Raw genomic sequence first — 13,150 nt, forward strand, 5'->3', positions numbered from 1 at the left:
GCTTATCGTGTCCGGTTTAACCCCGAGTTCCCCGAGATCATCGCGGAGGGGGCCTGCCGGGCGGTGCATACCGGGCATATCGGGCAGCGGGCGAGGGGGTCGGGCATCCTGCGTCGTGGAATCGACGCTTTTGGGCTGATCAGGCGTCGGTTTTACGACACAGGATGGCCCCAAGGGGCCCGGGGCGCCCGGAAGGCGGGTTCCGGTCGATCCCATACCGGCACGGCGCCCGGTTTGTACGGTTTCCAGTGAGCCGGACCCCCTCCGGCGCCCTGTTCGACGCCCGGAGCAGCCTCGCGGGCGGCGCGGGTGCACGGTCATCGCGATACCAGAACGGGATTCGGTTCCAAAAGGCCCCTAAACGGCACACCGGGGCCGTTTGCCGGGCCCAGTGTCACCGCGTGTAGCCGATATCGGCCCACCGCCGCCCGCGGGTGCGCGGCCGGAGCGGCCGGGCGGCCGTGCCGACGCCCCGGGCGGCGACCCGAGCCCTCTGAATAGGTACGAACCGGGCATCCTGTTCCCGAATCCCGTTCTGGTATCGCCGTGTTCGTCGCCCAAGGGTCCTGGCGGGTGTCGTGGAGCGCGCTTCCCGCCTCTCTCCGCCCTTAACGCGGAGTGTTTGCCCAGGTCATGGACTTGCCGGGGTTCGCCGGGCGGGCCCGGAGAGTGGCCCGGGCGACGGAGAGCGCGAACCCCGCCCGCCGCACCGCCTTCCTGGACCGCGAGCGGCCGGATGGACGGCCAGCATGGCCCGGGAACCGGCCTGCTGTCGCCGTCGCTGCCGATCACGGTGACCACGCACACGCGCCGCACTCGACAGCGCTGGCCTGAGGGCCGCGGACCTTCGTCGTCGCTGCCCCTCCGGCCTTGCGCTCCGGCGGTCTTCCGCCCGGCCGGCGCCCGTAAGCGGGGTACCTGCCCAGCCGCACCGCCTTCCTGGACCGCGAGGGGCCTGCCGGACGGCAAGCAGGGCCCGGGAACCGCCCGGCTGTCGCCGTCGCTGCCATTTACGGTGACCACGCACACGCGCTGCGCCCGACAACGCTGCACCGAGGGCCGCCGGCCTTCGTCGTCGCTGCCCTCCACCCCACGGCCCGGCGGGCCGCCGCCCGGCCGGGGCCCTTGAGCGGGGTACCAGCCCAGCCGCCGCCTGACCGGACCATTCGGGGTCTACCGCCCGGCAGGCAGCGCCCGGGAAGCGCGCTCCTCCTGTGGTTCGGTCAGACGGCCAGGCCCTCGGCCACCTTCTCCAAGGCCTCCAGGCCATGGGCCACGGCGGGGCGGTCGGCGGCACCCCTTCTCACCACCGTGAAGATGCTGCGCCCCGGAGCCCCCTCGCCCGCCAGGCGTACGCGGGACACCCCTCCGCTCTCGTGCAGCGGGAGCATGCGCGGGCCCAGGGTCACCCCGAGTCCTGCACGAATGAGCGCCAGCACCCCCGTCCAGTCCGACACCCGGTGGGAATAGTGCGGGGTGAACCCCGCCGCCGAGCAGGCCGCCTGCACCACCCACCCCTGGTGGCACTCGTCCTTGGAGGCGATCCAGTCCTCCCCCGCGGCCTCCGCCAGCGCGATCCCCGCCTCATCCTCCGCCTCCTCCTTCGCCGCCCGTTCGGCCAGGGGATGCCCGTCCGGCACGAACAGGTCCAGCGGCTCGCGCAGCAGGAGGCGCTGCTCGAAGCGGCGGTCGTCGGCGGGCGGCCCATCCGGCGGCGGTACGGTCAGGGCGATGTCGGCCCGCCCCGACAGCAGTGCCTCGTAGGCGGGCGGCCCATCCGCCTCCGCGACCTCGACCGACAGCCGCGGCGCTCCCGCGCGCAGCCGGGCGGCGGCCGGGGCGGCCAGCGTGGACACCGCGGTGGGAAAGCCGGTCAACCGCAGCACACCGGTGTGGCCCTCGCCGTGCGCGGCGAGGTCGGCCAGGGCGCGCTCCCAGCGCTCCTCCATGGCGTCGGCGTGCTCCAGCAGCACCTGCCCCTCGGAGGTGAGGCGGATACCGCGCCCCTGCGGGGCGAGCAGTTCCACGCCCAGGTCGCGGCCGAGGGCACGGACCTGCTGGGACACGGCGGAGGGGGTGAGGTGCATGGCGTCGGCGGCGGCGGTGACGGTCCCATGGTCGGCGACGGCTCTCAGCACGCGCAGACGGCGGACATCGATCATGTAGTCAATGCTACACGGTTGCGTTCACAAAGTTGAGATGGACCTGCACGGTACCGCCGTCCAGACTGGACTCATGGACATCGAGACACGCATCCAGACCACACCCGCCCCGGCACACTGCCCGTCCTGCGGCCGCCCGGACGACGGCGGGGACCAGGTGGTCTCCCGCCACCAGGTCTCCTTCGGCACCGTGCTCTACACCCGCTGCACCTGCGGCCGCCTGCGCGTGCGCACCGCCCACCCCGGCCCTCCGATGGTCAGGTGAACCATGGCACCTCGTACACACGGCACCGGCCCGAAGAGGCCGGCACGCCTTCCGCGATCGCGCCGCCCGTCGGGCCGCCTGCGGCCGGGGACCGGGCACCGGTGGAGGCGCCGGACCGTGTCCCCCGGCTGACATGCGACAATGCGGAGCATGTCGCACGTACCGGCCGCCACCCGGGCCCTGCGGATGCTGCGGCACCTGGCCGGGCGATCCGGGCCGGTGTCGGCCTCCGCCCTCGCCTCCGAACTGGGGCTGCCGCGGTCGAGCGCCTACCAGCTCCTCGAAGCCCTCGCCGAAGAGGGCTTCGTCGTCCACCTGCCCGAGGAGCAGCGGTGGGGCCTGGGCGTGGCCGCCTTCGAGATCGGCTCGGCCTACCTGCGCCACGACCCCTTGGAACGGCTCGCCCGCCCCCTGCTCTCCCGCCTGTGCGAGGAGACCGGCGCCACCGCCCACCTGGGCATCCTGCACGGCCGCGACACCCTCTACCTGCTCAAGGAGCAGCCCCCGCACGCCCCCACGCTGATCACCGGCGTGGGCGTGCGCCTGCCCGCCCACCTGACCGCCTCGGGGCGCGCCCTGCTGGCGCACCTGCCGCGCGCCCAGGTGCGAGCCCTCTACCCGGGCGCCGAGTCCTTCGTCGACCGCACCGGCCGCGGCCCCGCCGCCCCGGGTGAACTGCGCGAGACCCTGGCCGCCGAGCGGCGCCAGGGCTACTCGGTCGAAGAGGGCCAGGTCACCGACGGCTTCTCCTCGGTGGCGGCCGCCGCCTTCGACCACAACTCCGCTCCGGCCGCCGCGATCAGCCTCACCGTGCCCTCCGAACGGCCCGTCACCCCCACCGCCCTGGCCTCGCGCGCCCGCGACGCGGCGGCCGAGCTGACCCGGCGGCTGGGGGGACGAGGGCCGACGGCCTGACAGGCAGGACCGACAGGCAGGACCGACAGGCAGGACCGAAGGCCTGACAGGCGAAGCCGGAGCGCGGCCCAATCGGGACCGAAGAGCGGCCCAGCACAGCCGAAGCGGAGCCCAGCCGGGACCGAAGAGCGGCCTAGCACGGCCGGAGCGCGGCCCAGCCGGGACCGAAGCGCGGCCCAGCACGGCCGAAGCGGAGCCCAGCCGGGACCGAAGCGCGGCCCAGCACGGCCGAAGCGGAGCCCAGCCGGGACCGAAGAGCGGCCCAGCACGGCCGGAACGCAGCCAAGCGAAACCGAAGCGCGGCGCGAGCGCGGCCCAGGCAAAGCAATGCCGTACGACGAAGGACGGGGACCCCGCTCGGGGTCCCCGTCCTGGGGTCGTCGTCGGGCTCTCGCGCGGCCTGGGCCCGGCCTTCGCCTGGGCCCGGTCCCGGCGCGCGGCCCGATGGCGCCGCCCGTGTCCGGCCGGCGGACCGGCCTCAGCGCCCGGCCTTGGCCTTCGCCTTGGCGTTGGCCTCCATCTCGGCGCGGATCTCGGCGCGCTCGGCGCGGAGCTTGGCCAGCGCCTCCTCCAGGATCGCCTTGCCGTCCTCCTCGCTGCGGCGCTCCTTCACGTAGGCCAGGTGCGTCTTGTAGGGCTCGGTCCGCGGCGGGGACGGCGGGTTCTCCGGGTCCTTCCCGGCGGGGAACCCGCACCGGGGGCAGTCCCACTCCTCGGGGACCGCGGCCTCGTTCGAGAAGCTCGGCACGACCTCGTGCTTGTTGGCGCAGTAGAACGGGACCCGGATGCGCGGCGCGGACTCGCCGCGCTCGGCCTCGCCCATCGGGCCGGCGCCCACGCGGCTGCCACGGATGGCGCTGCCACTACCCACGGAACTCTCCTTCGGCGGACACGCCCCGCCGAAGGCGGGGCGGAGTTGAGACGAATCGCGCGCCCGGGGGCGGGCGCGGCGCAAGTGTTCAGGCGCCCCGGTTGATGAGCAGGCCGAGGACGACGATCGCGATGATCCAGACCAGGGCCGTCACGACGGTGATCCGGTCCAGGTTGCGCTCCACCACCGACGATCCGCCGAGGGAGGAGGTGACGCCGCCCCCGAAGAGGTCGGACAGGCCGCCGCCCTTGCCCTTGTGCAAGAGCACCATGAGGACCAGCAGCAGGCTGCAGAGCATCACGAGGATGGACAGACCGAGGATCACACGCTCACCCGTATCTCGACCCCGACGTGGGGAATTGACGACCTTGGGTCCCGAGACCCGCATGCTCGCCGCTCGGCTGGGACACCGGCGGGGCCGGCGGCCCGGCGGAGGAGGGACCGGGGACAGTATCTGGAATTCTAACGCGAACGCGGGGCGCGCGTACGCCAGGAGGCGGAGCCTCCGGGGAAGTGTAGCGCGCCCCGCACTCCGGGCGTCACCGGGTGTGGGCATCCGGCGACGCCCGCGGGGTCACTTGCCCAGCCGCACCAGCTTGGCGAAGTCGTCGGCCTTCAGGCTCGCGCCGCCCACCAGGGCGCCGTCGATGTCGGCCATGTCCATGATCCCGGCGATGTTGTCGGGCTTGACCGACCCGCCGTAGAGGACCCGCGTCCTGGCGGCGGTGGCCTCGTCGTACAGGTCGGCGAGGGTGGAGCGGACCGCGGCCCCGCACACCTCCTGGGCGTCGTCGGGGGTGGCGACCTCGCCGGTGCCGATGGCCCACACCGGCTCGTAGGCCACGACCAGGCGCTCGACCTGCTCGGCGGTCAGCCCGTCGACGGCCTTGCGCACCTGCTCGGCGGTGTGCGCGACGTGGTTCGACGCCTTGCGCACCTCCAGCCCCTCGCCCACGCACAGGATCGGGGTGATGGCGTGCGCGAACGCCGCCTTCACCTTGGCGTTGACCAGCGCGTCGTCCTCGGCGTGGTACTCGCGCCGCTCGGAGTGCCCGGCCAGCACGTAGGAGCACCCCAGCTTGGCGAGCATGGGGCCGGACACCTCTCCGGTGTAGGCGCCCTTCTCGTGCCGGGAGATGTCCTGGGCGCCGTAGCCGATGCTGAGCTTGTCGCCGTCCACCAGGGTCTGCACGCTGCGCAGGTCGGTGAAGGGCGGCAGGACGACCACCTCGGCGCGGTCGTAGTCCGCGGCGTCGAGGGCGAAGGCCAGCTTCTGCACCAGCGCGATCGCCTCGAGGTGGTTGTTGTTCATCTTCCAGTTGCCGGCGATGAGCGGCTTGCGCTCGGGCTGTGCCATGTCCGTGCTTTCCTCTCAGTCCTGAAGGGCCTCGATGCCCGGAAGGGACCTGCCCTCCAGGTACTCCAGGCTGGCGCCGCCGCCGGTGGAGATGTGGCCGAAGCGCTCCTCGTCGAAGCCGAGGGCGCGCACGGCCGCGGCCGAGTCGCCGCCGCCGACGACGGTGAAGGCGGGCGAGTCGACGAGCGCCTGCGCCAGGGCGCGGGTGCCGTGGGAGTAGGGCTCCATCTCGAACACGCCCATGGGCCCGTTCCAGAAGACGGTGCGGCTGTCGCGCACCTTCTCGGCGAACAGCCCGGCGCTGCGCGGCCCGATGTCCAGGCCCATCCGCTCGGCGGGGATGGCCTCGACCGCGACCGGCCCGTGCGGGGCGTCGGCCGAGAACGACTCGGCGGCCACCACGTCGACCGGCAGCACGATCTCCACGCCGCGCTCCTCGGCGTCGCGCAGGTACCCGGCGACGGTGTCGACCTGGTCGGCCTCCAGCAGGCTGGACCCGACCTCGTACCCCTTGGCCTTGAGGAAGGTGTAGGCCATGCCGCCGCCGATGACCAGGCGGTCGGCGGTGCCCAGCAGGTTGGCGATGACGCCCAGCTTGTCGGAGACCTTGGCGCCGCCGAGCACGACGGTGTAGGGGCGCTGCGGCTCCTCGGTGAGGCGGCGCAGCACCTGCACCTCGGCCAGCACCAGCCCGCCGACGGCGTGCGGCAGCCGCTGCGGCAGGTCGTAGACGCTGGCGTGCTTGCGGTGCACCGCGCCGAAGCCGTCGCCCACGTACAGGTCGGCCAGGCCGGCCAGGCGGTCGGCGAACGCGCCCCGCTCGGCGTCGTCCTTGCTGGTCTCGCCCGCCTCGAAGCGCAGGTTCTCCAGCAGCGCCACGTCCCCGTCGGCCAGGCCGCCGACGGTGGCGCGGGCGGAGTCGCCTGCGGTGTCCTCAGCGAAGGCGACCGGGGCGCCCAGCAGCTCTCCGAGGCGCTCGGAGACGGGGCGCAGCGTGTAGGCGGGGTCCGGGGCGCCCTTGGGGCGGCCCAGGTGGGCGGCGACGACCACCCGGGCGCCGCGGCCGCGCAGCTTCTCGATCGTGGGCAGGGCGGCCCGGATCCGGCCGTCGTCGGTGATGCGCCCGCCGTCGAGGGGCACGTTCAGGTCGGACCGGACGAACACCCGCTTGCCCGCGACGTCGAGGTCGTCGATCGTCCGCATGCTCTTCTCCGTTGTCGGATCGTGGGTGGGTGGAACAGGGCCGGGCGGCGCGCCCCGTGGGGAGCGCGCCGCCCGGGTGAGCCCCTACAGGCCGGTGCCGACCAGCTTGGCGGCGTCGACGAGGCGGTTGGAGTAGCCCCACTCGTTGTCGTACCAGCCCACGATCTTGACCGTGTTGCCGAAGGCCATGGTGAGCGCGGAGTCGAAGGTGCACGAGGGCGAGGTGCCGACGATGTCGGAGGAGACGATCGGGTCGGCGGTGTAGCGCAGCACGTTCTTCAGCGGGCCGTCGGCGGCGGCCTTGAACGCGGCGTTGACCTCCTCGGCGGTGACGTCCCGCTCCAGCTCGACGACCAGGTCGGTCACGGAGCCGTCCGGCACCGGGACGCGCATGGCCATGCCGTCCAGCTTGCCCTTGAGCTCGGGCAGCACCAGGGCGGTGGCCTTGGCGGCGCCCGTGCTGGTCGGGATGATGTTGGTGGCCGCGGCGCGGGCCCGGCGCAGGTCCTTGTGCGGGAAGTCCAGGATGACCTGGTCGTTGGTGTAGGCGTGGACCGTCGTCATCAGGCCCTTCTTGATCCCGAAGGAGTCGAGGAGGACCTTGGCCATCGGCGCCACGCAGTTGGTGGTGCACGAGGCGTTGGAGACGACGTGGTGCTTCGCCGGGTCGTACTTGTCGTCGTTGACGCCCATGACCACGGTCATGTCCTCACCCTTGGCCGGGGCGGAGACGATCACCTTCTTGGCGCCGGCCTGGATGTGCTTCTTGGCGTCCTCGGCGTTGGTGAAGCGGCCGGTCGACTCGATGACGACGTCGACGCCGAGCTCGCCCCAGGGCAGCTGGGCCGGGTCGCGCTGCTCCAGCGTCTTGATCGTGGTGTTGCCGACCCGGATGGAGTCCTCGGCGACCTCGACGTCGCCGTCCAGGGTGCCCAGCACCGAGTCGTACTTGAGCAGGTGCGCCAGGGTGGCGTTGTCGGTGAGGTCGTTCACCGCGACGATCTCGACCTCGCTGCCGGCGGCCTGGGCGGCGCGCCAGAAGTTGCGGCCGATCCGGCCGAAACCGTTCACGCCTACACGGATGGTCACGGTAACCAGTCTCCTCACGTAATTCGCGCGGGCGGATAGTGCGCCGGGGGGTGGTGTCCTCGCGGCCCGAGCCTATCGCCCCGCCGCGGCGCCGGGCCCAGTGTGGCACCGCCCAGGACCAGAGGACTAGACCATTTTCAGAAGTTTTCGCAGGCCGCCCGCCCCTCACAAACGCGAACACCCGCACCCGGGGTGACCGGGAAGAATTCTGATTCCTTCACACCGATTCACACGCTCAGGGGACGAGCATGTCGGGGGTCAGGTTGGCGTCGGTGCCGGGGATACCAAGGTCACACGCGCGCTTGTCGGCCATGGCCAGCAGCCGCCGGATCCGCCCGGCGATGGCGTCCTTGGTCAGCGGGGGCGTGGACAGCTGGCCCAGCTCCTCCAGCGAGGCCTGCTTGTGCTGCAGGCGCAGCCGCCCGGCCGCGACCAGGTGGTCGGGGGCCTCCTCGCCGAGGATCTCCAGCGCCCGCTCCACCCGCGCGCCCGCGGCCACCGCCGCCCGGGCGCTGCGCCGCAGGTTGGCGTCGTCGAAGTTGGCCAGCCGGTTGGCGGTGGCCCGCACCTCGCGGCGCATCCGCCGCTCCTCCCAGGCCAGCACGCTCTGGTGGGCCCCCAGCAGGGTGAGCAGCGCCCCGATGGAGTCGCCGTCGCGCACCACCACCCGGTCCACGCCGCGCACCTCGCGCGCCTTGGCGTGCACCTTGAGCCGCCGGGCCGCCCCCACCAGGGCCAGCGCCGCCTCCGGGCCCGGGCAGGTGACCTCCAGCGACATCGACCGCCCCGGCTCGGTCAGCGACCCGTGCGCGATGAACGCCCCCCGCCAGGCCGACTCGGCGTCGCAGGCGCCCCCGGCCACCACGTGCCGCGGCAGCCCGCGCACCGGCCGCCCGTTGTTGTCGATCAGGCCGGTCTGCCGGGCCAGGCTCTCGCCGTCCTTGATCACCCGCACCACGTAGCGGTTGCCCTTGCGCAGCCCGCTCGGGGCCAGGACCACCACCTCGGACTCGTGGCCGAAGACCTCGGAGACGTCCTTGCGCAACCGGCGGGCGGCCGCCCCGGTGTCCAGTTCGGCCTCGATCACGATCCGCCCGCCGACCAGGTGCAGCCCCCCGGTGAAGCGCAGGATCGTGGAGACCTCGGCCTTGCGGCAGCACGGTTTGAGCACCGACAGCCGGCTCAGCTCGTCCTTGACCACGCCGGTCATCGCCATGGATGCGGTCCTCCCCCTGGAACTCGTCTACCCTGGCAGACTACTGGTCCGCGCCCCGGAACACCCGGTCGAACACGGCCGCCAGGCGGTCCGGGTCGTGGCGGGGGGTGCCGTCGCCGAACGCCACGTCGCCGAGCACGAGCTCGCCGCCCAGCCGCGCCGCCGCCTCCCGCAGCGGCCCGGCGTCCTGCACCACCGACCGGTCGGCCAGCACCACGTCCACCCCCAGCTCGGGGGCGTGCTCCTCGAGCACCTCGAGGTAGGTCTCGGGCCGGAACCCGTCGGTCTCGCCCCGCTGCGGGGACAGGTTGAGCGCCACCACCCGCCGCGCCTCGGTGTCGACCAGCGCCCGCGCCAGGTCCGGGACCAGCAGGTGCGGCAGCACGCTGGTGAACCACGACCCCGGGCCGAAGACGACCCAGTCGGCCTCGTGCACCGCCTTGACCGCCTGCGGGGAGGCCGGGGGCGCCTCGGGCAGCAGGGAGATCGAGCGCACCCGCCCGCCGGTGCTCGCGCAGGCCACCTGCCCGCGCACGGTCACCACCTCGCCGGGGCGCGCGGGGTCGGCCCCCTCCACCTCGGCGGCGATGTCCAGCGGCACCGACGACATCGGCAGCACCCGGCCGTGCGCCCCGAGCAGCTGGCCCACCCAGTCCAGCCCGGCCACCGAGTCGCCCAGCAGCTCCCACAGCGCGACGATCAGCAGGTTGCCCACGGCGTGCCCGTGCAGCTCCCCTTCGCTGCGGAACCGGTGCTGGACCACCTCGCTCCAGGTGTGGCCCCACTCGTCGTCGCCGCACAGCGCCGCCAGCGCCATCCGCAGGTCGCCGGGGGGCAGCACCCCCAGTTCGCGCCGGAGCCGCCCGCTCGACCCGCCGTCGTCGGCGACGGTGACCACGGCGGTCAGATCGGTGGTCACCCGGCGCAGCGCCTGCAGGGACGCCGACAGCCCGTGCCCGCCGCCCAGCGCCACCACCCGGGGCGGCGGCCCGTCGTCGTCGGGCGGACCGGTCCGCGCGCCTGCTCCCATGTTCGTCACCGGCCCAATGGTAAGCACCCCCGGGAGGGTGCGCGATCCGACGCCCCCGCCGCCGCCCGCGCCCGCCTCCACGGGCTACTCGCGTCCGACGTCGCGGTGCACGACGTGCACCTCCACGCCCTCCTCGCCGAGGATCTCGCCGAAGCGCTCGGCCATGGCGACGCTGCGGTGCTTGCCGCCGGTGCAGCCCACCGCCAGCGTCATGTAGTGCTTGCCCTCGCGCCGGTAGCCCTCGATGAGCAGGCGCAGCACCTCGGTGTAGGCGTCCAGCATCTCCTTGGCGCCGTTCTGCGCCAGCACGTACTCGCGCACCGGCCCGTCCCGCCCGTTGAGCGGGCGCAGCTCGGGCACCCAGTGCGGGTTGGGCAGGAAGCGGCAGTCCAGCACCAGGTCGGCGTCGACCGGCAGGCCGTGCTTGAACCCGAAGGAGACCACGTTGGCGCGCGGCTTGGCCTCCTCGGCCTCCCCGAAGAATCCGATCACCTTGGCCTTGAGCTGGTGCACGTTGCTCTGCGAGGTGTCGATCACCAGGTCGGCCTCGCCTCTGATGGCGCGCAGCGTCTCGCGCTCGCGGGCGATGCCGTCGGTCAGCCGCCCCTCCCCCTGCAGGGGGTGCGGGCGGCGCACGCTCTCGAACCGGCGCACCAGCGCCTCGTCGCTGGCCTCTAGGAACACCACACGGGCGGCGATCCCGCGCGAGCGCAGCGCCTCCACCGTGGACAGCAGGTCCTCGGTGAAGGCCATGGAGCGCACGTCCACCACGGCCGACACCCGGGGCACCGCGCCGCGGGTGCGCCCGGCCAGCTCGATCATGGTGGGCAGCAGTCCGGGCGGCAGGTTGTCCACCACGAACCAGTCCAGGTCCTCCAGGGCCCGGGCGGCGGTGCTGCGGCCCGCCCCGGACATGCCGGTGACGATCACGATCTCCGGCGGCAGCTCCGCACTGAGTCCCTCCGCCATCAGGTCATCCCCCATCGTTGCGTTCCTGTCCACCGTTGAGGTGGGCGTGCACGGCCTCGGCGGTGGCCCGGCCCACCCCCGGCACCTGTGCGATCTCGTCCGGGTCGGCCGCCTTGAGCTTCTTGACGGAGCCGAAGTGCTTGAGCAGCGCGTTGCGGCGGGCCGGGCCCAGCCCCGGGACGTCGTCCAGCGCGCTTCCGGTCAGCGCCGCGGAGCGCTTCTTGCGGTGGTAGGAGATGGCGAAGCGGTGCGCCTCGTCGCGCACCCGCTGCAGCAGGTACAGGCCCTCCCCCGCGCGCGGCAGGATCACCGGGTCCTCCTCGCCGGGCAGCCAGACCTCCTCCAGCCGCTTGGCCAGGCCGCACACCGCGACGTCGTCGATGCCCAGGTCGTCCAGCGCACGGCGGGCCGCCTCCGCCTGCGGGCGGGCCCCGTCCACCACCACAAGGTTAGGCGGGTAGGCGAACTTGCCGGGGGCCGACCCCTCCCCCTCGGGCGGCGCGCCCCGGCCGGGCCCCTCCTCGCCCATGGTGGCCAGCTCGCCGCTCTTGCGGCCCTCCTCCAGGTAGCGGCTGAAGCGGCGGTGGATCACCTCGTACATGGAGGCGACGTCGTGCTGCTCCCGGTCGCCCTTGGCGGTGCCGCGGATGGAGAAGCGCCGGTACTCGCGCTTGCGCGCCAGGCCGTCCTCGAAGACCACCATGGAGGCCACCACGTGCTCGCCCATCAGGTTGGAGATGTCGTAGCACTCGATGCGCAGCGGCGCCTCGGCGAGGTCCAGGGCCTCCTGGATCTCCTGCAGGGCGCGGCTGCGCGTGGTCAGGTCCCCGGCCCGCTGCGTCTTGTGCCGGGCCAGGGCCTGCTCCGCGTTCTTGCCCACGGTCTCCAGCAGGGTCTTCTTGTCGCCCCTCTGGGGTACCCGCAGGTCGACCCGCGCCCCCCGCAGCTCCGCGAGCCAGGCCGTGACCGCGTCGCGGTCGGCGGGCTCGGCCGAGACGAGGACCTCGCGCGGCACGCCCGGGCCCGAGGGGCCGTCCGACCCGCCCGCGTCCCCGCCGCCGTAGGCCTGGGCGAGGAAGCGCTCGACGAGGCCGCCGGTGCCCACGTCCTCGACCTTGTCCACGACCCAGCCGCGGCGCCCGCGGATGCGGCCCCCGCGCACGTAGAAGACCTGGACCGCGGCCTCCAGGGGGTCCTCGGCGAAGGCGATGACGTCGCAGTCGGTGGAGTCGGAGAGCACCACCGACTGCTTCTCCAGCGCGGTGCGCAGCGCCTCCAGGTCGTCGCGGATGCGCGCGGCGCGCTCGTACTCCTGCTCCAGGGCGGCCTCGCGCATGGAGCCCTCCAGGGCGCGGATGAAGCGCCCGGTGTCCCCGGCCATGAAGGAGCAGAAGTCCTCGGCCAGCTCCCGGTGCTCCTCGGCGCCGATCCGCCCGGTGCAGGGGGCCGCGCACTTGCCGATGTAGCCCAGCAGGCAGGGGCGGCCGCTGTTGCGGGCGCTCCGGAACACCCCCGCCGAGCAGGTCCGCACCGGGAACACGCGCAGCAGCAGGTCGACGGTCTCCCGGATGGCCCAGGCGTGGCCGTAGGGGCCGAAGTAGCGCACCCCCTTGCGCTTGGCCCCCCGCATGACCTGCACCCGGGGGTACTCGTCGCCCATGGTGACGGCCAGGTAGGGGTAGCTCTTGTCGTCGCGGTACTTGACGTTGAAGCGGGGGTCGTACTCCTTGATCCAGGAGTACTCCAGCTGGAGGGCCTCCACCTCGGTGCCCACGACCGTCCAGTCGAGGTCGGCGGCGGTGGAGACCATGGTCTGCGTGCGGGGGTGGAGCGCGGCGAAGTCCTGGAAATAGGAGGAGAGCCGCGCGCGCAGGTTCTTCGCCTTGCCCACGTAGATGACCCGCCCGTGCTCGTCACGGAAGCGGTATACCCCGGGCGAGGTCGGGATCGAACCCGGGCTGGGGCGCAGATGGGGTCGGACCGTCATGGCTCCATTGTGGTCGGCCCCGGGGACGTTCGACCAATCGCCCGGAACACCCGTCATGTCGGGCTCCACGGTATACACGGTCCCAA

At 73.3% G+C, this 13,150-nt stretch carries 12 protein-coding genes; 2 read left to right on the forward strand and 10 right to left on the reverse strand.

The window, feature by feature from the left end; genetic code table 11:
- Nucleotides 1–1,223 precede the first annotated feature (1,223 nt).
- A complete protein-coding gene (locus O4J56_RS24570) occupies nucleotides 1,224–2,162 on the reverse strand; it encodes a LysR family transcriptional regulator (RefSeq protein WP_270689034.1) in 939 nt (312 codons plus the stop codon).
- Between the two features lie 73 nt (nucleotides 2,163–2,235).
- Here O4J56_RS24570 and O4J56_RS24575 point away from each other — a divergent pair, with 73 nt between their 5' ends.
- Nucleotides 2,236–2,427 (forward strand): hypothetical protein, encoded by a 192-nt coding sequence (locus O4J56_RS24575; protein ID WP_270689036.1) that lies wholly within the window; start codon nucleotides 2,236–2,238, stop codon nucleotides 2,425–2,427.
- Between the two features lie 150 nt (nucleotides 2,428–2,577).
- The gene (locus O4J56_RS24580; protein WP_270689038.1) at nucleotides 2,578–3,342 is read left to right on the forward strand and encodes an IclR family transcriptional regulator; all 765 of its coding nucleotides are present in this window, start codon (nucleotides 2,578–2,580) and stop codon (nucleotides 3,340–3,342) included.
- Between the two features lie 478 nt (nucleotides 3,343–3,820).
- Here O4J56_RS24580 and O4J56_RS24585 read toward each other — a convergent pair whose 3' ends face one another.
- The 9 genes from O4J56_RS24585 to uvrC all read right to left on the reverse strand — a co-directional run bounded on the left by O4J56_RS24585 (nucleotide 3,821) and on the right by uvrC (nucleotide 13,064).
- Nucleotides 3,821–4,213, reverse strand: a complete 393-nt coding sequence (locus tag O4J56_RS24585; protein ID WP_270689039.1) for an RNA polymerase-binding protein RbpA — start codon at nucleotides 4,211–4,213, stop codon at nucleotides 3,821–3,823.
- A gap of 88 nt (nucleotides 4,214–4,301) precedes the next feature.
- Entirely contained in the window at nucleotides 4,302–4,538 is a 237-nt protein-coding gene (secG, locus tag O4J56_RS24590; RefSeq protein ID WP_270689040.1) for a preprotein translocase subunit SecG, read from the reverse strand.
- Between the two features lie 249 nt (nucleotides 4,539–4,787).
- Nucleotides 4,788–5,570: a triose-phosphate isomerase gene (tpiA, locus tag O4J56_RS24595; protein ID WP_270689042.1), complete on the reverse strand. Its 783-nt coding sequence runs from the start codon at nucleotides 5,568–5,570 to the stop codon at nucleotides 4,788–4,790.
- Nucleotides 5,571–5,585: 15 nt separating this feature from the next.
- Nucleotides 5,586–6,773 carry a phosphoglycerate kinase gene (locus O4J56_RS24600; protein ID WP_270689044.1) on the reverse strand — a complete coding sequence of 396 codons (1,188 nt, stop codon included), beginning with the start codon at nucleotides 6,771–6,773 and terminating at the stop codon, nucleotides 5,586–5,588.
- Between the two features lie 84 nt (nucleotides 6,774–6,857).
- Entirely contained in the window at nucleotides 6,858–7,862 is a 1,005-nt protein-coding gene (gap, locus tag O4J56_RS24605; protein ID WP_270689045.1) for a type I glyceraldehyde-3-phosphate dehydrogenase, read from the reverse strand.
- 235 nt (nucleotides 7,863–8,097) lie between these two features.
- Nucleotides 8,098–9,078, reverse strand: a complete 981-nt coding sequence (whiA, locus tag O4J56_RS24610) for a DNA-binding protein WhiA (RefSeq protein ID WP_270689046.1) — start codon at nucleotides 9,076–9,078, stop codon at nucleotides 8,098–8,100.
- A gap of 40 nt (nucleotides 9,079–9,118) precedes the next feature.
- Complete coding sequence (locus tag O4J56_RS24615) at nucleotides 9,119–10,108, reverse strand: gluconeogenesis factor YvcK family protein (protein ID WP_270689063.1); 990 nt, start codon at nucleotides 10,106–10,108, stop codon at nucleotides 9,119–9,121.
- A gap of 84 nt (nucleotides 10,109–10,192) precedes the next feature.
- Nucleotides 10,193–11,077 (reverse strand): RNase adapter RapZ, encoded by an 885-nt coding sequence (gene rapZ / locus O4J56_RS24620; RefSeq protein ID WP_270689047.1) that lies wholly within the window; start codon nucleotides 11,075–11,077, stop codon nucleotides 10,193–10,195.
- A 4-nt stretch (nucleotides 11,078–11,081) separates the two neighbouring features.
- The gene (gene uvrC, locus O4J56_RS24625) at nucleotides 11,082–13,064 is read right to left on the reverse strand and encodes an excinuclease ABC subunit UvrC (protein ID WP_270689048.1); all 1,983 of its coding nucleotides are present in this window, start codon (nucleotides 13,062–13,064) and stop codon (nucleotides 11,082–11,084) included.
- Nucleotides 13,065–13,150: the final 86 nt, after the last annotated feature.

Origin of the sequence: Nocardiopsis endophytica (assembly GCF_027706725.1) — a bacterium.
Classification (GTDB): Bacteria; Actinomycetota; Actinomycetes; order Streptosporangiales; family Streptosporangiaceae; genus Nocardiopsis_A; species Nocardiopsis_A endophytica.